Source organism: Arthrobacter sp. Y3221157, assembly GCF_059089865.1.
Genome location: NZ_JBNHFD010000038.1, coordinates 1 through 22,525, shown reverse-complemented (window position 1 = coordinate 22,525; position 22,525 = coordinate 1). Strand labels below are relative to the sequence as shown.

Genomic DNA, 22,525 nt, shown 5'->3' with positions numbered 1-22,525 from the left:
GGCGGGAAGCTGCCGGGGACCGCAAGGAAAGGCAGTACGTGTCCGTCGAAAAGAACACCCGCAAGCTGGATAAAGGCATCGTCCGTGACTTCAGTTCCCGGATGAGCTACGCCTCCTACCTCCAGCTGCCCACCCTGCTGAGTGCCCAGCAGCCGGTCAGCAAGCCCGAACACCACGACGAACTGCTGTTCATCATCCAGCACCAGACCACGGAGCTGTGGCTGAAGCTGGTACTGCATGAGCTTCGGAGCGCCGCCGCCTGGCTCCGTGACGATGACTTGGGTTCGGCACTGAAGGGCATTGCCCGGGTCAAACACATCCAGAAGACCCTCACCGAACAGTGGTCCGTGCTGGCTACCCTGACCCCTACCGAGTACTCCCAGTTCCGCGGCTTCCTGGGCAACTCCTCCGGCTTCCAGTCCGCCCAGTACCGTGCCGTGGAATTCGTTCTGGGCAACAAGAACCGCAAGATGCTTCCGGTGTTCGAATCCGATCCTGAGGCCCATGCCATGCTGTCCGAACTCCTCGCAGCGCCCAGCATCTACGACGAATTCCTCGCCTACCTTTCCAGGCACGGCTTCGACGTCCCTGCCTCGGTCCTGGACCGGGATGTCAGCCGCGCCCACGAGTTCACCCCCGAACTGGTACCGCTGTTCAAGCACATCTACGAACACGCGGCAGAGAACTGGAGCGCGTACGAGGCCTGCGAGGAACTTGTTGACCTGGAGGACAATTTCCAGCTGTGGCGGTTCCGCCACCTGCGGACGGTGCAGAGGACCATCGGCATGAAGACTGGAACGGGCGGGTCCAGCGGCGCCGCCTTCCTGCAGAAGGCCCTCGAACTCACTTTCTTCCCGGAGTTATTCGCAGTCAGGACGGAGATCGGCCAATGACCACACAGCAGCAGCGACTGGTGGAAGAAGAAGGCGTGGCGCTGCAGCAGCGCGCCGAAGAGCTTGACCGCCAGGACCCGCTGCGACACTACCGGGGCCACTTCATCGGCACCGACACCCCGCTGTCCTACCTGGACGGCAACTCCCTGGGCCGCCCGCTGAAGCGGACGGCCGATGACATCGCTGCGTTCATCCGCGAGGGCTGGGGCGGGCGCCTGATCCGCGGGTGGGATGAGGAATGGCTGGACCTGCCGCAGGCCATCGGCGACCAGCTGGGCCGTGCCGTCCTGGGTGCTGCGCCCGGACAGACGATTATCGCGGACTCCACCACGGTGGTCCTCTACAAACTGATCCGGGCTGCACTGGCCGCGGTGGCTGACCCGGACCGGAACGAGCTGGTCCTGGACACTGAGAACTTCCCCACGGACCGTTACCTGGTGGAAGGCATCGCTTTGGAGGAGGGCCTGACGCTCCGCTGGATCGAAGCCGACCCCGCCGCCGGGGTGACCGCCGACCAGGTGCGCGAAGCGGCCGGCCCGCGCACCGCCGTCGTCCTTCTCAGCCAGATCGCCTACCGCTCGGGACACTTGGCAGACCTGCCCGCCATCACCAAGGCAGTGCACGACGCCGGCGCCCTGGTGGTGTGGGATCTTTGCCATTCCGCGGGTTCGGTGGAGATTGACCTCGACGGTGCCGGCGTGGACTTCGCCGCGGGCTGCACCTACAAGTACCTGAACGGCGGTCCGGGTTCTCCCGCGTTCGCCTACGTCAACCAGCGGCACCTGGCCTCGCTGAACCAGCCCATCTGGGGCTGGATGGGCCGGAAGGACGCGTTCGAGATGGCCAAGGGGTATGAGCCGGCGGCAGGCATCCGGGGATTCCTCAGCGGCACCCCCGCCATCTTCGGAATGCTCGCCATGCGGGGAACGCTCGACCTGATCGAGGAAGCGTCCATGGCTGCCATCCGGACGAAGTCGGAGAACCTGACGGCGTTCGCCGTCGAAATCTACGACGCGTGGCTGGCACCGCTGGGCGCCGCGCTGGCAACACCGCGCAGTCCGGGGGAGCGGGGAAGCCACATCACCGTGGACCACCCCAGGTTCACCAAGGCCACCGTGGCGTCGCTGTGGGATGACGAGGTGATCCCGGACTTCCGCTCGCCCCGCGGCATCCGGGTAGGACTCTCGCCCCTGAGCACCAGCTTCCAGGAGGTGCTGCAGGGAATGGCGGCCATCCGGGACAGGTTGCGGGACTGACACCGACTGTTTCGACAGGTTAGGCCCGGGCCGGTAAACTTGACGATGGATCCGGCTGCAGTCCGTGGCGGCTGGTTCCTGTCGTGTTCGGACCTTCCCGGTTTTCCGGGGCGAGGCACCGGCGGCAGACCCGGCAGTGATTTTCTGACCGGGCCCTCACGGCACATTTCATAGGAGTTATTGTGGCACTTGACGCCGCTGTAAAGCAGTCCATCATCAAGGAATACGCAACCGTAGAAGGCGACACCGGTTCACCGGAGGTCCAGGTTGCTGTCCTGACCCAGCGGATCAAGGATCTGACTGAGCACATGAAGGAGCACAAGCACGACTTCCACACCCAGCGCGGCCTGCTGGCCATGGTGGGTCGCCGCAAGCGCATGCTGAGCTACCTCAAGAAGACCGACATCGCCCGCTACCGTTCGCTCATCGAGCGCCTCGGCCTGCGCCGCTAGTCAGACTTCGGGGGCGGCCCTTTCCAGCACGGAACGGGCCGCCTTCTTCAATCAAAACTAAACAGGAGGATCAACCGCATCACGCATTCGCGGTCCTCGGTAGTGATCCCCGGGAAGGCTTCAGCGACTGAAGTCCCGGCCCGTGGGTCTCGATCGATGACCGGGTGCAGGGCCAGTAGACAGATGCTGGCCAGGTTGATGCGGCTGGACTTCCGTAAAACAGAAACGGAGGTGACTCTCTTGGAGGGTCCCGAAATCCAGTTCTCAGAAGCAATCATCGACAACGGCCGCTTCGGCAAGCGCGTGGTCCGGTTCGAAACCGGACGCCTCGCCAAGCAGGCTGCCGGCGCCGCCATGGTGTACATCGACGAAGACACCGCGCTGCTGTCCGCCACCACGGCCGGCAAGCACCCGCGCGAAGGCTTTGACTTCTTCCCGCTGACGGTTGACGTCGAAGAGCGCATGTACGCCGCCGGACGCATCCCGGGCTCGTTCTTCCGCCGTGAAGGACGCCCGTCCACCGAAGCCATCCTGGCCTGCCGCCTGATGGACCGCCCGCTGCGCCCCGCCTTCATCAAGGGCCTGCGCAACGAGGTCCAGATCGTGGTCACCGTCCTGGCGATCAACCCCGACGAGCTGTACGACGTGGTGGCCATCAACGCCTCCTCGATGTCCACGCAGCTGTCCGGCCTGCCCTTCTCCGGGCCCATCGGCGGCGTCCGCGTGGCCCTGGTTGCCGACGAAAACGGCTCCCAGTGGGTTGCCTTCCCGAAGCACTCGCAGCTGGAAAACTCCGTGTTCAACATGGTTGTTGCCGGCCGCGTTGCCGGTGACGACGTCGCCATCATGATGGTCGAAGCCGAAGCCACGGACAACTCCTGGGCCCTCATCAAGGAACAGGGCGCCACCGCCCCCACCGAAGAGGTTGTTTCCGAGGGCCTCGAGGCTGCCAAGCCTTTCATCAAGGCTCTCTGCGACGCCCAAGCCGACCTCGCCGCCCGCGCTGCCAAGCCGACAGTCGAGTTCCCTGTCTTCCTCGATTACGAGGACGACGTCTACGCCGCCGTGGAGTCCGCAGCTATCGAGAAGCTGACCGCTGTCTTCCAGATCGCGGACAAGCAGGAGCGCGAGAACGCAGCTGACGCCCTCAAGGACGAAGTCCTGGCCAACCTGGCCGGCCAGTTCGAAGGCCGCGAGAAGGAACTGTCCGCAGCGTTCCGCTCGGTCACCAAGCACGTTGTGCGCCAGCGCATCCTCAAGGACCAGATCCGCATCGACGGCCGCGGCCTGACCGACATCCGCCAGCTCACGGCTGAGGTTGAGGTCCTGCCCCGTGTCCACGGTTCGGCGATCTTCGAGCGCGGCGAGACCCAGATCATGGGTGTCACCACGCTGAACATGCTCAAGATGGAGCAGCAGATCGACTCGCTGTCGCCGGTGAAGACCAAGCGCTACATGCACAACTACAACTTCCCGCCGTACTCCACCGGTGAAACCGGCCGCGTGGGCTCGCCCAAGCGCCGCGAAATCGGCCACGGCGCCCTGGCAGAACGCGCCCTCGTGCCGGTCCTGCCGTCCCGCGAGGAGTTCCCGTACGCCATCCGCCAGGTATCCGAGGCCCTCGGTTCCAACGGTTCGACGTCGATGGGTTCCGTCTGCGCCTCCACCCTGTCCATGCTGAACGCTGGTGTGCCCCTGAAGGCCGCTGTCGCCGGCATCGCCATGGGCCTGGTTTCCGACCAGGTGGACGGCCAGACCCGCTACGCAGCCCTGACTGACATCCTCGGCGCCGAAGATGCCTTCGGTGACATGGACTTCAAGGTCGCCGGTACCGCCGAGTTCGTCACGGCCATCCAGCTGGACACCAAGCTCGACGGCATCCCCGCTTCGGTGCTGGCAGCAGCCCTGAAGCAGGCCCGCGAAGCACGCCTGCACATCCTGGAGGTCATCAACTCGGCGATCGATACCCCGGATGAGCTTTCCGAGTTCGCACCGCGCGTCATCGCCGTGAAGATCCCCGTGGACAAGATCGGTGAGGTCATTGGCCCCAAGGGCAAGATGATCAACCAGATCCAGGAAGACACCGGCGCCGACATCTCCATCGAGGACGACGGCACGGTCTACATTGGCGCCACCGACGGTCCGTCTGCCGAGGCAGCACGTTCCGCCATCAACGCCATTGCCAACCCGCAGGTCCCCGAGATCGGTGAGCGTTACCTGGGCACGGTCGTCAAGACCACCACCTTCGGTGCGTTCGTGTCGCTGACCCCGGGCAAGGACGGCCTCCTGCACATCTCCGAGCTCCGCAAGCTGGCAAACGGCAAGCGCGTGGACAACGTGGATGACGTGGTTTCCGTCGGCCAGAAGGTCCAGGTGGAAATCACCAAGATCGACGACCGCGGAAAGCTCTCGCTCGCCCCTGTGGTGGCCGAGGAGGAAGGTGCGGCTGAGACCGAGCGCGCCCACACCACGGAACCTGCTGAAGGCGCCGAGGTCTAACAGCTCCGGTCTCCGGCAGAAGCAATGAATCGGCGGGGCCGGTGGATGATCCACCGGCCCCGCCGCTGTTACGATGGCAGCCAGATCCGGCTGCCCGTCCTGAAAGGCCTCAATGACTGTTGTACCCCTGCCTCTTGAGCAGAACCACCGCGGCGACACCCTGGTCCACGGTTCCGACGGCGGCTCCGAAGTCCGGCGTTCCGTGCTGCCCGGGGGAGTGCGGGTGCTGACGGAGGCGATGCCGGGGCAGCGGTCAGCCACCATCGGCTTCTGGGTGGGCGTCGGCTCCCGCGACGAGGCCCCCGGCCAGCACGGGTCCACGCACTTCCTTGAGCACCTGCTGTTCAAGGGCACCAAGCGCCGCACGGCCCTGGAGATCGCGTCAGCGTTCGATGAGGTGGGCGGGGAATCAAACGCCGCGACCGCCAAGGAAAGCACCTGCTACTTCGCCCGGGTGCTCGATACCGACCTGCCAATGGCCATCGACGTCATTGCGGACATGATCACCGGTGCGGTCATCGACCCCGCTGAGATGGAGCAGGAACGGGACGTCATCCTCGAAGAGATCGCGATGGACAGCGACGATCCAACGGACGTTGCGCATGAGCACTTCGTATCCGCCGTGCTCGGCAGCCACCCCCTGGGCCGTCCCATCGGCGGAACGCCTGCCGCGATCAAGGCTGTGGCCCGGGACTCCGTGTGGGAGCACTATCGCCGCTACTACCGGCCGGACGAACTGGTGATTACGGCTGCCGGCGGCTTGGAGCATGACGTGGTGTGCGATCTCGTCATCACCGCACTGGAATCGGCCGGCTGGTCGCTTGAGGCCAGCGCTTCGCCGGTTAAGCGGCGTTCCACAGACCCCTCGCTCATCACGGGTACCGCCGGGCTGCATGTGGTCAAGCGCGCCGTTGAGCAGGCCAACATCATCATGGGGTGTCCCACCATTGTTGCCACTGACGAGCGACGCTACGTCATGAGCGTCCTTAACGCTGTCCTGGGCGGGGGCATGTCCTCCCGACTTTTCCAGGAGATCCGTGAGAAGCGGGGCCTGGTGTACTCCACCTACTCCTTCGCTTCCTCGTACGCAGATGCCGGCTATTTCGGTATGTACGCAGGGTGCACCCCGTCCAAAGTCCGGCAGGTGCTGGACCTGCTGGCTGCTGAGCTGGACAAGCTCGCCGAGCACGGGATCTCCGACGAGGAGCTCCGCAAGGCGGTAGGACAGCTTGGCGGTGGCATCGTCCTGGCCCTCGAGGACACCGGTTCACGGATGTCCCGGCTGGGCCGCGCCGAACTGGTTTCCGGGGAATACCAGGACATCGACGAGACCCTTCGCCTCATCAAGGCCGTCACGGCCGAGCAGGTTCAGGACCTTGCAGCCGAACTTGCTGCCGCACCGCGGACCGTGACCGTCGTCGGCCCCTTCGAGGAGACGGAAACCTTCGGACTCTGACCCCCTGCCGCCGCTTTCGTGCTTGGGCATAGGATGAGCGCATCCGGCGTCGGCAGAGGGCTGACGCCTTGCGGTGAGGGGTGAAGGGCGTGGACGAACCCCTGCCGGGCACGGACGGCAACGGCCAGGACGACCCCGGCAACATCAACGCGGCCGACATCGGCGCCGCCGGCGGCCATTCCGCCGACATCAACGCCGCCGCCACCCATTCCGCCGACATCAACCCCGCCGACACCCACGCCGTTGCCAGGGATGCTGCTGCGGCGCATGCCGGCGGCCGTCCCACCGGTGTCCATCCTGCCGACCATCCTGCACTGCGCGGGCTCCTCGGCCGCTGGCGGGGGAGCACGCGCCTGGCTGCCGGCCCGTGGGGACCAGAACGTACGGTGGAGGCGGACGTTACCTACCGGCGGGTGGCCAGTGGCTTCGGCGTTGTGCAGACCTATAGCCACCGGGAGCCGGACGGGACGCACTTCGAAGGCCACGGGATGTTCACGGTGGACCCCGACCACCCTGATGTTCTCTGGTACCACGCGGACACGACAGAACCGGTGCCGGCGGCTCCGGACCGCTGCACATGGCGCGGGGGTGTGCTCCGGGTGGAGCGCCACGGCAGTGCCGGCTGGACCCGCCACTCCGTGCGCCTCGACGGCGACGTGCTGACCCATGTCACGGAATTGAGGTCACGCGAGCCTTCCAAGACGCAACCCGGCGGAGGGAGCGCTGAAAATGCCGCCAATGATGGCACAGGCTCGGCTTACACCCCGTTCATGACGTCGATTTTCACCAGAGGATGACGTGCCCGTGCTGACGGGGCTGCGGAGCGCCGTTGTCATATCGGGGTGGGAGACACGCATGGCGTCAGGTGGTTGATGGGGCTGAGTCTTGCATGGCCAAGAGTTTCAGGGCTTCTGCGCTTGAGTCCCAGTCCCTGTCCGGATCCGCCAGCAGGATGGAGGGCGTGGAGTAGTAGCTGTCCCAAGCTGCGTCGTCCCACGTGGGGGAGTCCGGAGGAATGTCGTCGAGGTCCATCCCGGGGGGCCATTGCGGTGGTTCCCAATCTGGTTGTTCGCTTGGGTAGTGTCGGCCGGTGGGTGACGTATAACCGGGTGGTTGGTTTTCTGTTGCTTGGGTGGGTGTCCAGCCGCTGTTGTGCTTGAGGCGGTGGTGTTTTGGGCAGAGTTGTGCCAGGTTGCTGATGCCGGTTGTTCCGCCGTGTTGCCAAGCTTGAAGGTGGTCGGCTTCGTTGTCGAGGGCGTTGTTGTTGCAGCCTGGGAAGGTGCATTTGCCGTCCCGGAGGGTCAGGGCTTGTCGCATTGCTTTCGTGAGCCGGTAGCTGGTACGGCCTATCTCGAGGGGTGCGCCGTCGCGGGGGTCGACGAGGACCCGGGTGAAGGAGTCAGCGCCATCGGTGAGGAGTTTGCGGGCAATGGACGCGGGGATAGGGCCGTATCCGTCGAGGCTGGCCGGCTCGTCCGTCTGACCGAACAGGGCGAACCACGGGACGGTGACGATGACTTCCGCCCGCGGAGTCGGAACCTTTCCAACCTCCGGGTGGATCTCAACGGGGACGGCGTGATCAATACCTGGACTGATGTAGCCCCTGCAGCCAGCGGGAAGGCCTTCCGGAACGGCAAGGTCCGCGCTGGGTTCGTCGGACCCGACCAGCGCAGCGAGCCCGATGAACTCGGGAGGGAGCTGCTCATCGGCTCTACTGTTTTCTGCGGGACGTGCCGGGTCCCCGCTGGCAGCAACATGGATACGGCTGGTCGTGCTGAGGTCGCCGCAGGCTCCCGTGCTTGTTGGTTGCTGGGCGAGGAGGCGGCGGGCGAACTCGTCGGCCTTGATCTGGGGCAGGGTCCGGGTCTCGGTGGGGCCTTGGAGGCCGCGGGCGGTGGCGGTGTTTTTGTTCCAGATCGCCGTGGCGGAGTCGGCGGGGAGGTAGGCGGAGATCCAGGCCATGCCATCCCGGTCACGGGTGAACTCGACCCGGCGGTCGGCCACGGACTTGGCGTGACGCTTCTCGATCGATCCGGGGTGATGGCGTTCGCGCCAGGCGCGGACCTTGACGCGCAGCCGGGAAGGGACGAGCTTGGTGGCGGGGCAGCCCCGTGCGGGGTTGGGGGCGTCCGGGTCCAGGAAGTGATCCGCCAAAGCAACTGCGGTGGGATGGCCCAGGATTTCGGTTTCGTCGGCGATGATTTTGGCGCTTTGCCAGGACAACGCCCCACTAGACAGTGACTCGTACACCGAAGGAAGGGAGCAGACCTGCCGGGACTGAGTAACCAACGCGCCGGCGGCGCCGGAGCTGATGGTCAGGACCCCGGCAATTTCCTCCACCGCTGATATTTCCGCGTAGGTGCGTTCGTGGGTGGAGGCCTCTGGCGGCGTCATGGCCTGCTGCAGGTCGAGGGACTGGGCGGCGTCACGGGCCTTGAGCGCGGCGACCTGCGCCTCAAGCTTTGCTATCAAAGCCATGCGGTCCAGCCGGATCTCGTAGGCACGTTGGAGAACATCCGTGCCTGTGCCGGAGTTATCGGGACCTTGCGGTCGGGCGTCAAGGAGGAACAGCGCGTTGATTGCAGCCGTGGTGGCAAAAACACCTTCCATCGGTGCTGCTGTGATCGCACCGTTTGTGACTGCGCCGTTTCCCATACCCACATCATCGCGGGAGGCACTGACAATTCGCGTCGGAGCAGCCGTGGAAGCTTCTACTTCTGCCTGTCCCATGCCGGCAGCCGTGATGGCAGGAAGCGGTGCCCTCCTGTCAGTTCCGGTGCCAATGCCATTTCCCATAGGAGAATCATCGCCGGAGGCACTGACAATTTGGCCCGCATCGCTTCAGCGCGCTGATCCTCGGCAGGACCAGCGGGCGGATAGGCCACAGGCGGCTACGGAGCAGCTACGGAAATAAGGCACGGTGCGGAAATAAGGCGCGTATTGCGGGCTTTTATCCGCCGGCGAACGGAGGCAGCACGTCAATCACATCATCGGGTCCCACAACGATTGACTGGTCGCGCACCGCCACCTCATTGAGCAGGAAGCTGCTCCGGGAGAGGATACGGGGGAGCGAGGGAGTGCCGGCTGGAGGTTCCGGCCGCTCCACGGACTCTATGGCCTCCAGCAGCGCGGCCACCGTAGTGCCCTCAGGCAGGTCGAACTTCTCTTCCTCGAGGCCTGCGGCTGCACGTGCGGCAGCGAAGTAACGTACGTTCATAAACTGTCAGCCCCCGATGGCGCTCATGCTGCGGTCCGGCTGGACGAAGTCCGGAGCGTCGAGTCCCACGTGGTCCATGCCGTGGGCCTTTGGCTTGAGCCACATGGCGTCCTGCCACCGGCGGGCGAGGTCATCGTCGCTGGCGCCGGACCGCAGGAGGCCCAGGAGGTCGAATTCCTCCCGCGAAAACAGGCAGCTCATGATCTTGCCCTCGGCTGTGATGCGGGTCCTGCGGCAGTCCGAGCAGAAGGGCTCCGTGACCGAAGCAATGATGCCGACTGTTCCCAGCACGGGGCCATCCGCAGGAGCAGCAGACCCCGCCGCCCGCCGTCGTACTTCAAAGCGTTCCGCGGGGGCACCGTCCCGGGCTCGCGGATCGGGGGTGAGGACAAAGTCGGAAGACAGCAGCCCGCGGATCTCGGCCGCGGTGATCATGTTGCGGCGGGTCCAGCCATGGTCGGCGTCCAGCGGCATCTGCTCGATGAACCGCAGCTCGTACCCACGATCCAGCGCCCAGGCGAGCAGCGACGGCGCTTCGGCGTCATTGATGCCGCGCATAAGGACCGCGTTGAGCTTGACCGGACCCAGCCCGGCCGCCCACGCCGCATCCACCCCGGCCAGGACCTGGTCCAGGAACGGGCGGCGGGTCAGCTTGGTGAATGTTTCCTCGTGCAGCGAGTCCAGGGACACGTTGATGCGCGTCAGTCCGGCGGCCTTGAGCGGCGCGGCCTTCCTGGCAAGCCCCACTCCGTTGGTGGTCATGGAGATCGGCAGGTCAGGATGGTTCCGCCGCAGCTCCGCAATGATGTCCACCAGGTCGTGCCGCACCAGCGGCTCACCGCCGGTCAGCCGCAGTTCACGGACTCCCAACTGCTCCACGCCGACCCGGACAATACGGACAATTTCGGCGGCAGACATGACCGCCTGCTTCGCGAGCCATTCGAGGCCCTCTGCAGGCATGCAGTACGTGCAGCGGAGGTTGCACTTGTCCGTCAGGGACAACCGCATGTCAGTGGCACGGCGCCCGTAGCGGTCCACAAGTCCGGCGCCCGCGCGGGCAGGACGGGCTGCCGGCACGGACAGTCCGGCATCCTCCCGCGGCTGCGGCATGCCTAGCTGGACACTCATGAAATCAGGCTACGCCACGATGGGCTGTAGATCACATTCGTGTCCGCGCCCGGCAGGACCATTCCGAAACACACCGGCGCTTGCGGCCACCCGCAAACCTATGCTGGACATGTGGACAGTTCCCCGCAGCAGCAGGCAGCGCACGACGGCGGCACGGGCCTTGGCGGGCACGTGGCTGCCAACGTGGAGCAACAGTTCACGGAACGCCAGCGCCGCCGCTTTGCCTCCGCCGCCGGCGTGGTTGCCGTCGGTGCCGCAGTGGTGCTGGGGGAACTCCTCGCGGGAGTCCTGAGCCCTTCCCTGTCGCCGATGACGGCTGTGGGCGGCGCCGTCATCGACGCTGTCCCGCCGGGCGTCAAGGACTGGGCGGTGGAGTTGTTCGGCACAGCGGACAAGGCCGCCCTTCTGGTTGGCATGGGCCTGGTTATCGCGGCCCTCGCTGCGGTGGCGGGGAACCTTGAGGCCAGGCGGCGTTTCGCCGGCGTGGCGGTGGTGGGTGTCTTTGGGCTGGCGGGAGTGGCCGCGGTTTTGACGAGGGCGCAACTGACGCCCGCAGCACTTGCCTTGCCGGCAGCGACTGCCGTCCTGGCGGCCGTACTGCTGCGGTTCCTGGTCCGCGGGCTCGAGGCGGCAGCCTTGGCAGGAACGGAAGGCACCGCGCGCCGCCGGTTTCTGCGGAACCTTGGAGGTGGTGCGCTTGCCGCGGCGGCGGGCGGAGTCCTTGCTGTAGCCTGGCGCGGCGCCACGGCAGGAGTGAATGACGCCCGGGAGCGGCTGAGGCTGCCGGCAGCAGCATCGGCCGCCCCGCCCATACCTGCCGGTGCTGAAGCCGGAGTGGAGGGGATGCAGCCTTTGGTCACTCCCAACCGGGACTTCTACCGCATCGATACGGCGTTGTCCGTGCCGGCAGTCAATCCGGACACCTGGGTTATAAAAGTTAGCGGGATGGTTGAACGAGAAGTGGAGCTGGACTTCGCGTCGCTCTTGGCCAAGCCCCTCATCGAGCGCCATGTGACCATCGCCTGCGTCTCCAACCCGGTGGGCGGTGATCTGATCGGCAACGCCCGCTGGCTGGGCTGGCCGGTCCGGGAGCTTCTCGCCCAAGCCGGACCCCGCCTTGGAGCGGATATGGTGCTTTCCCGCAGCGCCGACGGCTGGACCGCCGGCACCCCGCTGGAGGTCCTGACGGACAGCCGTGACGCGCTGCTTGCCGTCGGCATGAACGGTGAGCCCCTGCCACTCGAGCACGGCTTTCCTGTCCGGCTGGTGGTGCCAGGGCTCTACGGATACGTCTCGGCCACCAAGTGGGTCACCGAACTCAAAGTCACCAGGTTTGCCGACGAAGCCGCCTACTGGACCCCGCGCGGCTGGTCCGAGCGAGGCCCCATCAAGACCTCGTCCAGGATCGACGTGCCCCGCGGTGGCCGGTCCGTGCCGGCTGGCACCGTCACTTTCGGCGGCGTCGCCTGGGCGCAGCACGCCGGCATTGGGAAAGTGGAACTCCGCGTCAACCGCGGCCCGTGGCGGGAAGCCAGGCTCGCACCGGGCATCTCCGTGGACACCTGGTACCAGTGGACGCTGGAGGTGGACCTGGTTCCGGGTCAGTACGAGGTGCAGGTGCGCGCCACGGATCTTCGCGGCGTAATCCAGGAAGAGGAGCAGCGGCCGGTGGCGCCCGACGGGGCTACCGGTTTCCACACGGTTAGAGTGGACGTGAAATCCTGACGGCCGCAACCGAAGGCACATCCATGACCAGCACGCACCCGCACGGCCCACAGAAGGTCCGGGCAAGGTCCACCGCCACCCATCTGGCAGCCGTCACGGAACTCCTTCGCCCCTTACGGGACTCCGCCCGGACTGAACTCCTCCCGCTGTCCAAGGCCCTCGGGCGCGGCCTCGTGGAGGACGTCACGGCGCCAATCAGCCTCCCGCCCTTCGCCAACTCGCAGATGGACGGATACGCCATCCGCTCCAGCGACGTGCCCGACGGCGGCACGGAACTTGGCGTCGCGGCTCCCGTTCCGGCGGGCGCCGGCGCCGCAACCCTGGAAGCCGGAACCGCGGCGCCCATCATGACAGGCGCGATGATCCCGGGAGGTGCCGACGCCGTCGTACCCATTGAACGGGCCAGCCCGGACCATTTCCTTCCATCGGGAGGCGCGGCGCGGGTAAAGCTGCCTGCCGCCGCCCCCGGCACTTATGTACGCGAGGTTGGAAGCGATATCGCGGCGGGGGAGCAGGCCCTGACCGCCGGCACCTTCCTCGGCCCTGCCCAGCTGGGGCTGCTGGCCGCCCTCGGTGTCCCCGAGGCCACCGTGTACCAGGCGCCCACCGTCCTGCTGGTCACCACCGGGGACGAGGTAGTGGAGCCGGGCCGGGACCTTCCGGCCGGCAAGATCTACGACTCCAACGGCACGCTCCTGGAAGCCGCCATGACCCAGGCGGGGCTGCGGGTCCTGCGCGCCGGCATCTCAACGGACAACCCCGAAGAGCTGCGCGCCCTGCTGCGGAGCCGGGGAGCCGGGGCGGACCTGATCGTCACCACCGGCGGGGTGAGCAAGGGCGCCTACGAGGTGGTCCGGCAGGCGATGGCGGACCAGCCGGTGGAATTCCTGCACGTGGCAATGCAGCCCGGCGGCCCGCAGGGAATCGGCACCTTCGAGGGCACTCCGTTCCTCGGCTTTCCCGGCAATCCCGTGAGCTGCCTGGTCTCCTTCGAAATGTTCCTCCGCCCGGCCCTCTCGGAGCTGCTCGGCGCACCGGCCGCCCGGCTGCCGGTCCGGGCACGCCTGGGCCATCCGCTCACGTCTCCCGAATACAAGCACCAGGTGCGGCGGGGAAGGCTTAGGGCGGACGGTACGGTCCAGCTCGAAGGCGGCGAAAGCTCGCACCTGATGCACGCCTTGGCCGGATCGAATGTACTGGTGCATGTTCCCGAAGGCGTAGCCGTCCTCAGCGCCGGGGATGAGGTGGAAGTATGGATGCTGTGAATGCAGAACAAACCCCCGGCGCCCTGACGCATCTTCGCCAGGACGGCAGTGCCCAGATGGTGGACGTCTCCACCAAGGCAGAAACCACCCGCGAGGCCACGGCCACCGCAACCGTCAACACCACGGCCGAGGTGATGGGCCTCCTCGGCTCCGGCGGGCTTCCCAAGGGTGATGCCCTGGCCGTCGCGAGGGTTGCCGGGATCATGGCCGCGAAAAAGACTCCCGAACTGGTTCCGCTGTGCCATCCGCTGCCTTTGTCCAAGGTCACGGTGGATTTTGAGCTGGCCGCGGAGTCCGTCATCATCGTGGCCACCGTGAAGACGCGCGGAGTCACCGGCGTGGAGATGGAGGCGCTCACCGCAGCATCGGTGGCCGCCCTGAGCGTGTACGACATGATTAAAGCGGTGGACAAGCACGCCGTTCTCACCGACATCAAGGTGCTGGCGAAGAGCGGCGGCAAGAGTGGAGACTGGGCCCTGTGACCATCCATGCCACGCATAGTGCTCCCGAACCGCACCGGCACGGCGAGGTCCAAGGCCGGAAAGCCGGGGTGGTCATCGCCTCCACCCGGGCGGCCGCCGGGATCTACGACGACGAAACCGGGCCCGTGATTTCCGACTGGCTGATTGAACACGGCTTTGACGTTTACCCCGCCATGGTGGTCCCCGACGGGGAGCCTGTGGGCGCCGCCATCCGCGCCCTCCTGACCCAACGTCCCGCCGTCGTCATCACCAGCGGCGGGACCGGCCTGAGCCCGGACGACCGCACCCCCGAAGTCACGCTTCCCCTGCTGGACCGCGAGATCCCCGGCATCATGGAAGCGATCAGGCGTGCCGGCTCCGCGAAGACGCCGCTGGCAGCCCTGAGCCGCGGGTATGCCGGTGCGGCCAAGAGTACGTTTATTGTTAATCTCCCCGGCTCACCAAAAGGGGTCATGGACGGACTGGCCGTCCTGGACCCGGTGATCGGACACCTCTGCGACCAACTGGAAGGCGGACATGGGCACTGAAGCATTCGAGGTGGTTTCCGCCGTCCTAAGCGCGGAACCAATCTCCGTAGACCAGGCGATCGCCGCCGTGGAGAGTGATACCGCGGGCGCCGTGGTGAGCTTCAGCGGCGTCGTGCGCAACCACGACGGCGGGAAGCAGGTCAACCGCCTCAGCTACAGTGCGCACCCCACGGCACACCAGGTGATGTCCGACGTCGTTGCGCGCCTTGTGGCGGAGCAAGACGCGGCGTCGGGAACAGCCGGGGACGCCGGCACTGGAGGCCCGGCGGCACAACCCGTCCGCATCTGGGCCGCCCACCGTATCGGCATGCTCGAAATCGGCGACCCCGCACTGGTCTGTGCGGTCTCTGCAGCCCACCGAGGCCAGGCCTTCGCCGTGTGCTCGGAGCTGGTGGACCGGATCAAGGAACAGGTGCCCATCTGGAAGGAACAGTTCTTCTCGGACGGAACGGTGGAGTGGGTCGGCGCCGGCGCCTGAACCCATCTCCGCTGGGCCCGTACATGGAAACTCACGGCACGCCGTGAGTTTCCATGTACGTCCTGCGAGGTAACGCACACCCTCCGGTTCCTTGCCCCGGCAGGCCCGCCGGTAGGGTTAAGGCATGACCCAACAACACTCCGATCCCAAGCTGGTGGCCGTGCTCGGCGCCAACGGACGCATGGGCGCCGAAGCCGTGAAAGCCGTTGAAGCCGCACCCGACATGAAGCTCGTCGCAGCATTGGGACGGGGCGATTCCCTGGACCAGGTCACCGCCGCCGGAGCGCAGTACCTGGTGGACCTGACAGTGCCGGAAAGCACCGAGGCAAACGTCCGGTTCGCCGTCGAACACGGGATCCACGCCGTCGTGGGCACCACGGGCTGGGACACCGGCCGCCTCTCCGCGCTGGAGGCGCTGCTGGCCGAACACCCGGAAACCGGTGTGCTCATCGCCCCCAACTTTGCCGTGGGCTCAGTCCTCGCCTCGGCGTTCGCCGCGAAGGCCTCAAAGTACTTCGAATCCGTGGAGATCATCGAACTGCACCACCCGGACAAGGTGGATGCGCCCTCCGGCACGGCCGTCCGCACCGCGCAGCTGATCGCCGCTGAACGCAGTGCCGCCGAGGTTCCGCCCAGCCCTGATGCCACTACCAGCGAACTGGCCGGCGCCAGGGGGTGCGAGGTGGACGGCGTGCGGGTGCACAGCGTGCGGCTGCGCGGGCTGGTGGCCCACCAGGAAGTCCTGCTGGGCGGTCCCGGTGAGCAGCTGACGTTCAGGCACGATTCCTACGACCGCGCTTCCTTCATGCCCGGCGTCCTCCTGGGCGTGCGGAATGTGGCAGCCCACCCCGGCCTCACCGTGGGCCTGGACGGCTACCTGGACCTGGGAATCTAGCCATGGGCGGGTTCCTGGCGGCACTCCGGAAGAACCGCACCAAGATTTGGGTGGGTGCGGTGACCCTGCTGCTGGTCTTCTACCTGGTGGTGTCCTTCCAGCGTTCCATCCTGCTCCTGACGGACAGAAACCTGGCGGCCCAGGCCATTGGCGCCGCGTACCTGGTTCTGCCCGTTATCGGCGCGTGGGCCCTGATCCGGGAACTGCTGTTCGGCGCCCGAACGGAACAGATGGCAAAGGTGCTGGAGGCCGAGGGCGGCCTGCCCGTGGACGAACTGCCCCGCACTCCCGGCGGGCGGATCGTCCGGGCGGCAGCCGATGCCGAGTTTGAAAAGTACCGGGCCGAGGCTGAAGCCGCACCTGATGACTGGCGCTCCTGGTTCCGGCTGAGCTGCGCCTACGACGCCGCCGGGGACCGCAAGCGTGCCAGGGCATCCATGCGCGACGCCGTCCGGCTGTTCCGCGGCAAGGTTCCGGCTTCGTAGCAGCTTGGGCAGCCGCGCGGGCGGCCCGGGGACGCTCAACTCAGCGGAGGGCCTTGAGCTCGCCCCGGCCTGCCTGGCTCGCCGCGTGGCCCACCCATTCCAGCGGACCGCGCCACTTCAACACCGCAAACACCATGCCCACGATGATGGCTGTTGCCGCGTGCGCAAAGTACATCCCGTCCTCCGTCCAGCCGGCAGGCAGCGGCTTGAGGTAGAACCCGGACACCACCCAGACGTGCACCGTGTACAGGGTCAGCGTCATGGCGCCTGCCCCGCGCAGCGGGAGCAGCAGGTCCAGGTCCACCCATTCGGCCAGCCGTCCCAGCAGCAGGCAGGCGCCGATGACGGCCGCTGCCACGGCTGAAGTGTGCAGCAGGTCCAAGGTAGTTGCCGAGTGCGGCGCAGCGGACGCCAGCCACCACCACGATCCTTCCTGCGGAATGCCCGTCAGGTTCACCTGGAGCACGCTGTCCAGCGGGTAGCCGGGCGAATTGAGGACCTGCTCAAGCGCGGCCCGCCCGCCCCAGCTTTCCATCGCCGTCACACCCAGGGCCTTGGCTGCCACGGCCACTGCCGACCCCAGCACCAGGAGCACCACCGGAACCACCGCCTTGTGGAGCATGAGGCGGCCGATCACCAGGCCCACCAGCAGGTAGGAAAGCCACTGGAACACCGGGTAATAGCCGGTGAAGAACAGGTCCGCGAGCAGCCGGCCGGGTGTGCCGAGGTCTTCCCATTTCGGGTTGTGGCCCAGCCTTAGCGGCGGTTCGGCGGCGAGCAGCCAGGGCCGCAGCAGGTAGGCGAGTACGGGGGACGCCAGGATCCAAGCCACGGCCCAGGCGCAGAGATGCTTCAGCCGCAGGCCCAGGAAGGGCAGGACACAAAGGAACAGCACGGCGTAATGGACCAGGATGATCGCCAGGCTTACTTCCACCACGCCCAGCGTGAGTCCGACGGCGGCAATCACCAGGGCGCGCAGGGCAACGCCCCGGCGCGCGGCTGAGAGTTCGCCGCCGTCCAGGGGCTTGTGCTTTCCAGTGGACAGGGCGAGCCCCACCCCCGCCAATACAGCGAACAACGCGGCGGCCCGGCCCGAAAACGTCAGGCCGATCCAGGTGGGCGTGAGGTCCGCATTCGACTCGAAGGTGGGCAGCAGGTGCGTGGCCATCATTCCCAGCAGTGCCAGGCCGCGGGCAGCGTCGATGCCGTAGAGCCGTGCGGGAACGGACGCGCCCCGGGTCTTCCGGGAGGCTTTGGCCGGGGTGCGGGAGCTCATGAGCCGATCGTCTCACACCTGCCTTTGAACAAGCTGTCAAGTGCCACGGTGCAACAACGTTTGCAGCGACCGCCGGCGGGAGTGGAAATGGCAGGGCCCGGCGGAACCTTGTATTCGAATATATGTTCGAATACGATGGGCGGCATGCACACCCCAATGCGCGGTATTCCAGGAGATGGACCAGAAGGCATCGAGTCCGGGAGTGCCGGTGTCCTCAAAGCCATGAGTCCGGGAGTGGTGGATTTCCTCTTCCGGCAGATGGTCGCCGGGCGGCTGGCCCAAGATGTCCAGTGGGAACAGGAAGGCATCAGCCTTTCCAGCCAGCCAGAGGGGGCCGAGCTGGCCCGCCGCCTCGCCGAGACTGACATTGAGGCACTGACGCCCCTGGAATTGTTCCATTACGTCAGGGCGGCCCAGCGGCTTGCCTCCTGGGCGGAGGGCCTCCGGCAGGCAGCTGTGGGACGCTACTGCGGTTCCCCGCGGGATTAAGCCCGGCCGGGGGTTCCCGGTGTCCCGGGAAGGGCAGCGGGTCCCGGCGCAGAATGCCTGCCGCCAGCCCGGCAGCTGGTTCCGCCGGGCGCCTAGGATGGGAAGGTGACCGAGCTGCCATCTGTCTCCACGGAACCTGCCGGGACCCTGACCGTGGCCACCGTCCAGTACGAGGCCGTGGAAGGCGTGGCGGAGAATGTGGGCCAGCATGTGCGCCTCATTGAAGACGCCGAAGCGCACGGTGCCCGGGTGGTCTTGTTCCCGGAGCTGTCGCTGACCGGCTACCGCCTGGACCTGCTGTCCCGGAACGAATCCTGGATCGCTCCCGAAGACGCCCGGCTTGGCCCCATCCGTGAAATCTGCAGGCGGACTGGAATCACGGCGGTGGTCGGCGGCCCCTGCCGGGAGGCGGGCGGTACGCCCCGCCTGGCCTCACTGGTGCTGCATCCGGACGGCAGTACAGAGAGTGCCTTCAAGTCCCATCTTCACGGCCAGGAAAAGGAGCTGTTCGTGCCGGGGGACGGCCCGCACGTCATGGTCCTCGACGGCTGGCGGCTTGCCCTCGCGTTGTGCTTTGACGCCGCTTTCCCGGAGCATGCCGGCGCTGCCGCTGCGGGGGGAGCGGACGCCTACTGCATTTCCGCGCTGTACACCCGGGGTGAAGAGCGCAGGCTCGACCTCCACCTCGGGGCACGCGCGATGGACCACCGGATGTTCACCCTGCTGGCCAACCTCGCCGGCAAAACCGCGCTGGGCGAGTCGTGCGGGCTAAGCGGAATCTGGAGCCCGGACGGGATGCCGTTGAAGCGTGCTTCAGGAAACCGGACCGAGGTGGTCGCCGGCCTCCTGCAGCGCAGCACCCTCCTGCGCCTCCGGCATGGTGAACGGGCATTCGGCGGCGGGCCGCACGACATTTGACGTGCATCACGCCCGTGGCATTGTCCTAACCAGCGGGGGACAGGGTAACGTTTTTTCCATGGCTGACTCTTCCGCGCACATCCCTGCCCTCGGTACCCTCCTGACCGCCATGGTCACGCCGTTCACCAAGGACGGCGCAGTGGACTACGAGCAGGCGGCTGCGCTGGCCACAAAGCTCGTGGACGACGGCTGCGACGGCCTGGTGGTCACTGGAACCACCGGCGAGACCTCCACCCTCACGGACGAAGAGAACCTCGGCATGTTCCGCGCCGTCAAGGAAGCCGTGGGCGGACGTGCGGCCATCATCGCCGGCACCGGCACCAATGACACAGCGCACTCGGTCCACCTTTCCCAGCAGGCTGCAGCCCTCGGCGTCGACGGACTCCTGCTGGTCACCCCGTACTACAACAAGCCCAGCCAGGCAGGCGTGCGCGCCCACTTCGAAACCATCGCCTCCGCCGTCGACGTCCCCGTCATGCTGTACGACATCCCCGGCCGCTCGTCCATCGCGATCGAGCCGGACACCATGATCCGCCTGGCGCAGCACCCCAACATCGTGGCCGTGAAGGACGCCAAGGCCGACCTCGTCGCCGCCACCCGCGTCATGGCCGAAACCGACCTCCTCTTCTACTCCGGCGACGACGGACTGACCCTGCCCTGGATGGCGCTGGGCGCCGTCGGCCTGGTGGGCGTCACCACGCACGTGGCAACCCGCCGGTTCCGCGAACTCATCGATGCCGTCAACGCCAACGACCTCGGCACCGCCCGGAAGATCAACTTCGAGCTCCAGCCGGTAGTCCGCGCCACCATGACCCGGGTCCAGGGTGCCGTTGCGGCCAAGCAGATTCTTAAATGGCAGGGAGTCCTGCCCAACTCGATTGTCCGTTTGCCCCTCGTGGAGCCGGACGAAGCCGAGATCGAAACCATCCGCGGGGATTTGGCGGAAGCGGGGCTGGTCTACTCCTGAAGGTGAAGACCGGCACCCTTCCCCTGGAAAGTAGTGCAATATGACCCAAACCGCCCTAACCGGCCTTGTCACCCCTCCCCGCCTGCCTGCCGGCACGCTGCGGATCGTTCCGCTCGGCGGCCTGGGGGAGATCGGCCGGAACATGGCCGTGTTCGAAATCGACGGCAAACTGCTGGTCGTGGACTGCGGCGTCCTCTTTCCGGAGGAGACCCAGCCTGGCGTGGACCTGATCCTGCCCGACTTCTCCTACATTGAGGACCGGCTGGACGATATTGTGGCCGTTGTCCTCACCCACGGCCACGAGGACCACATCGGCGCTGTCCCGTACCTGCTGAAGCGACGCAGCGACATTCCCCTGGTGGGCTCGCAGCTGACCCTCGCCCTGATCGAGGCCAAGCTCCAGGAACACCGTATCCGGCCTTACACCCTCACGGTGGAGGAAGGCCAGGTGGAGAAATTCGGGCCGTTCGAGTGCGAATTCGTCGCCGTCAACCACTCCATTCCCGATGCCCTGGCCGTGTTCATCCGCACCGCCGGAGGCACCGTCCTGCATACCGGCGACTTCAAGATGGACCAGCTCCCGCTGGACGGCCGCATCACTGACCTGCGGCATTTCGCCAAGCTCGGCGAAGAGGGCGTGGACCTGTTCATGTCCGACTCCACCAATGCGGACATCCCCGGCTTCACCACGGCGGAAAAGGAAATCGGCCCCACGCTGGAACGGCTCTTCGCCCAGGCCAGCAAGCGGATCATCGTGGCCTCCTTCTCCTCCCACGTCCACCGGGTCCAGCAGGTCCTGGATGCGGCGGCAAAGCACAACCGCAAGGTCGCCTTCGTCGGCAGGTCCATGGTGCGCAACATGGCCATCGCCGAGAAGCTCGGCTACCTGGACGTGCCGCCAGGCCTGATTGTTGACATCAAGAACATCGACAACCTGCCGGACAACCGCGTGGTGCTCATGTCCACCGGATCCCAGGGCGAGCCCATGGCTGCCCTGTCCCGGATGGCCAACGGCGACCACCGCGTGGTGGTTGGTGACGGCGACACCGTCATCCTGGCCTCCAGCCTGATTCCGGGGAACGAGAACGCCGTGTTCCGGATCATCAACGGCCTCCTCAAACTGGGCGCCGACGTGATCCACAAGGGCAACGCCAAAGTCCACGTTTCAGGGCATGCCGCGGCCGGTGAGCTGCTCTACTGCTACAACATCCTCGAGCCGCTGAACGCCATGCCCGTGCACGGCGAGACCCGGCACCTGCTGGCTAACGGCAAGATCGCCATCGAGTCCGGCGTCCCGGAAGCCAGCGTCATCCTCGCGGACAACGGCACCGTGGTGGACCTCAAGGACCACCGGGCGGACGTCGTGGGCCAGGTGGAAGTCGGCTTCGTGTACGTCGATGGTTCCAGCGTGGGCGAAATCACCGACGCCGACCTGAAGGATCGGCGGATCCTGGGCGACGAAGGCTTCATTTCCATCATCACCGTGATCCACCGCGCCACAGGCAAGGTGGTGTCCGGGCCGGAAATCCACGCCCGCGGCGTTGCCGAGGACGATTCCGTCTTTGACGACATCATTCCCAAGATCAACGCCGCGCTGGAGGAAGCCGTCCTCAACCACGCCGACCACACCACGCACCAGCTCCAGCAGGTGGTCCGGCGGGTGGTGGGCACGTGGGTCAACCGCAAGCTGCGCCGCAAGCCCATGATCATTCCGGTGGTGCTCGAGGCCTGATGGGCCCGGCCGGCAACCGCGCCACCTGACTTGCCCGTCCAACTCATTGCCCGCAGGGCCCGGTTCAAGGAACCGGGCCCTGCGGCGTCCCCGGCAGGCATGGGCAGCCCCGGCCCTGATATCCCCGGAAAACCGGCCATGCTCCGGTAGCGTGGCTACTATGGCCACACGTACTACCTCCGCGCGCAGCGGAACAGCCAGGGGCAGCTCCAGCAGTAAATCCGGCAGTTCCACGGGCCGCGGTTCCGGCTCGGCCGCATCCAAGTCCGGCCGGGGTGGAGGCTCCACCAGCACGGCCCGCACGCGGCAACTCCCCGCCGTCGAACACCACCAGCCATGGCTGCTGCGGGTGGTGGGGGGCGCGTGGCTGGGCGTGGGCCACCTG

22 protein-coding genes are annotated in these 22,525 nt (G+C 66.6%); 18 read left to right on the top strand and 4 right to left on the bottom strand.

Annotated elements, in window-relative coordinates; genetic code table 11:
* Positions 1–38: 38 nt before the first annotated feature.
* From kynA to AC5RTT_RS11445, 6 genes are all read left to right on the top strand, one after another.
* Positions 39–893: a tryptophan 2,3-dioxygenase gene (gene kynA, locus AC5RTT_RS11470; protein ID WP_494145288.1), complete on the top strand. Its 855-nt coding sequence runs from the start codon at positions 39–41 to the stop codon at positions 891–893.
* Positions 890–2,149, top strand: a complete 1,260-nt coding sequence (locus AC5RTT_RS11465; RefSeq protein WP_494145287.1) for a kynureninase — start codon at positions 890–892, stop codon at positions 2,147–2,149. The genes kynA and AC5RTT_RS11465 overlap by 4 nt, the downstream gene beginning before the upstream one ends.
* Before the next feature lie 182 nt (positions 2,150–2,331).
* Positions 2,332–2,601 (top strand): 30S ribosomal protein S15, encoded by a 270-nt coding sequence (gene rpsO, locus AC5RTT_RS11460; RefSeq protein WP_494010440.1) that lies wholly within the window; start codon positions 2,332–2,334, stop codon positions 2,599–2,601.
* A gap of 240 nt (positions 2,602–2,841) precedes the next feature.
* The gene (locus AC5RTT_RS11455) at positions 2,842–5,100 is read left to right on the top strand and encodes a polyribonucleotide nucleotidyltransferase (protein ID WP_494145296.1); all 2,259 of its coding nucleotides are present in this window, start codon (positions 2,842–2,844) and stop codon (positions 5,098–5,100) included.
* 112 nt (positions 5,101–5,212) lie between these two features.
* Positions 5,213–6,556: a M16 family metallopeptidase gene (locus AC5RTT_RS11450; RefSeq protein ID WP_494145286.1), complete on the top strand. Its 1,344-nt coding sequence runs from the start codon at positions 5,213–5,215 to the stop codon at positions 6,554–6,556.
* Positions 6,557–6,645: 89 nt separating this feature from the next.
* Positions 6,646–7,353, top strand: coding sequence for a hypothetical protein (locus AC5RTT_RS11445; RefSeq protein WP_494145285.1), 708 nt, complete (start codon positions 6,646–6,648; stop codon positions 7,351–7,353).
* Between the two features lie 64 nt (positions 7,354–7,417).
* Here AC5RTT_RS11445 and AC5RTT_RS11440 read toward each other — a convergent pair whose 3' ends face one another.
* The 3 genes from AC5RTT_RS11440 to moaA all read right to left on the bottom strand — a co-directional run bounded on the left by AC5RTT_RS11440 (position 7,418) and on the right by moaA (position 10,901).
* Positions 7,418–9,211: an HNH endonuclease signature motif containing protein gene (locus AC5RTT_RS11440; RefSeq protein ID WP_494145284.1), complete on the bottom strand. Its 1,794-nt coding sequence runs from the start codon at positions 9,209–9,211 to the stop codon at positions 7,418–7,420.
* A 295-nt stretch (positions 9,212–9,506) separates the two neighbouring features.
* Positions 9,507–9,773: a MoaD/ThiS family protein gene (locus tag AC5RTT_RS11435; RefSeq protein ID WP_494145283.1), complete on the bottom strand. Its 267-nt coding sequence runs from the start codon at positions 9,771–9,773 to the stop codon at positions 9,507–9,509.
* Between the two features lie 6 nt (positions 9,774–9,779).
* Positions 9,780–10,901 carry a GTP 3',8-cyclase MoaA gene (gene moaA, locus AC5RTT_RS11430; RefSeq protein ID WP_494145282.1) on the bottom strand — a complete coding sequence of 374 codons (1,122 nt, stop codon included), beginning with the start codon at positions 10,899–10,901 and terminating at the stop codon, positions 9,780–9,782.
* A 309-nt stretch (positions 10,902–11,210) separates the two neighbouring features.
* Between moaA and AC5RTT_RS11425 the strand changes: the two genes are divergently transcribed.
* From AC5RTT_RS11425 to AC5RTT_RS11395, 7 genes are all read left to right on the top strand, one after another.
* Complete coding sequence (locus tag AC5RTT_RS11425) at positions 11,211–12,626, top strand: molybdopterin-dependent oxidoreductase (RefSeq protein WP_494145295.1); 1,416 nt, start codon at positions 11,211–11,213, stop codon at positions 12,624–12,626.
* 23 nt (positions 12,627–12,649) lie between these two features.
* Positions 12,650–13,891, top strand: a complete 1,242-nt coding sequence (locus AC5RTT_RS11420) for a molybdopterin molybdotransferase MoeA (RefSeq protein WP_494145281.1) — start codon at positions 12,650–12,652, stop codon at positions 13,889–13,891.
* On the top strand, positions 13,879–14,373 hold the full coding sequence (gene moaC, locus AC5RTT_RS11415; RefSeq protein WP_035753881.1) for a cyclic pyranopterin monophosphate synthase MoaC: 495 nt from the start codon (positions 13,879–13,881) through the stop codon (positions 14,371–14,373). The genes AC5RTT_RS11420 and moaC overlap by 13 nt, the downstream gene beginning before the upstream one ends.
* Positions 14,370–14,900 carry a MogA/MoaB family molybdenum cofactor biosynthesis protein gene (locus tag AC5RTT_RS11410; protein WP_494145280.1) on the top strand — a complete coding sequence of 177 codons (531 nt, stop codon included), beginning with the start codon at positions 14,370–14,372 and terminating at the stop codon, positions 14,898–14,900. Before moaC ends, AC5RTT_RS11410 begins: the two co-directional genes overlap by 4 nt.
* On the top strand, positions 14,890–15,378 hold the full coding sequence (locus AC5RTT_RS11405) for a molybdenum cofactor biosynthesis protein MoaE (protein ID WP_494145279.1): 489 nt from the start codon (positions 14,890–14,892) through the stop codon (positions 15,376–15,378). Before AC5RTT_RS11410 ends, AC5RTT_RS11405 begins: the two co-directional genes overlap by 11 nt.
* 124 nt (positions 15,379–15,502) lie before the next feature.
* A complete protein-coding gene (dapB, locus tag AC5RTT_RS11400; protein ID WP_494145278.1) occupies positions 15,503–16,273 on the top strand; it encodes a 4-hydroxy-tetrahydrodipicolinate reductase in 771 nt (256 codons plus the stop codon).
* Positions 16,274–16,275: 2 nt separating this feature from the next.
* Positions 16,276–16,758 carry a hypothetical protein gene (locus AC5RTT_RS11395; protein ID WP_494145277.1) on the top strand — a complete coding sequence of 161 codons (483 nt, stop codon included), beginning with the start codon at positions 16,276–16,278 and terminating at the stop codon, positions 16,756–16,758.
* 40 nt (positions 16,759–16,798) lie between these two features.
* Here the strand turns inward: AC5RTT_RS11395 and AC5RTT_RS11390 are convergent, their stop codons facing one another.
* Positions 16,799–18,034: a heparan-alpha-glucosaminide N-acetyltransferase domain-containing protein gene (locus tag AC5RTT_RS11390; RefSeq protein ID WP_494145276.1), complete on the bottom strand. Its 1,236-nt coding sequence runs from the start codon at positions 18,032–18,034 to the stop codon at positions 16,799–16,801.
* A gap of 144 nt (positions 18,035–18,178) precedes the next feature.
* Between AC5RTT_RS11390 and AC5RTT_RS11385 the strand changes: the two genes are divergently transcribed.
* From AC5RTT_RS11385 to AC5RTT_RS11365, 5 genes are all read left to right on the top strand, one after another.
* Positions 18,179–18,523, top strand: coding sequence for a hypothetical protein (locus tag AC5RTT_RS11385; RefSeq protein ID WP_494145275.1), 345 nt, complete (start codon positions 18,179–18,181; stop codon positions 18,521–18,523).
* 105 nt (positions 18,524–18,628) lie between these two features.
* Positions 18,629–19,441, top strand: coding sequence for a carbon-nitrogen hydrolase family protein (locus AC5RTT_RS11380; RefSeq protein WP_494145274.1), 813 nt, complete (start codon positions 18,629–18,631; stop codon positions 19,439–19,441).
* Positions 19,442–19,499: 58 nt separating this feature from the next.
* The gene (gene dapA / locus AC5RTT_RS11375) at positions 19,500–20,408 is read left to right on the top strand and encodes a 4-hydroxy-tetrahydrodipicolinate synthase (RefSeq protein WP_494010426.1); all 909 of its coding nucleotides are present in this window, start codon (positions 19,500–19,502) and stop codon (positions 20,406–20,408) included.
* A 40-nt stretch (positions 20,409–20,448) separates the two neighbouring features.
* Positions 20,449–22,140: a ribonuclease J gene (locus tag AC5RTT_RS11370; RefSeq protein ID WP_494010425.1), complete on the top strand. Its 1,692-nt coding sequence runs from the start codon at positions 20,449–20,451 to the stop codon at positions 22,138–22,140.
* 160 nt (positions 22,141–22,300) lie between these two features.
* The coding region (locus AC5RTT_RS11365) for a hypothetical protein (protein ID WP_494145273.1) at positions 22,301–22,525 on the top strand (225 nt) is incomplete at its 3' end.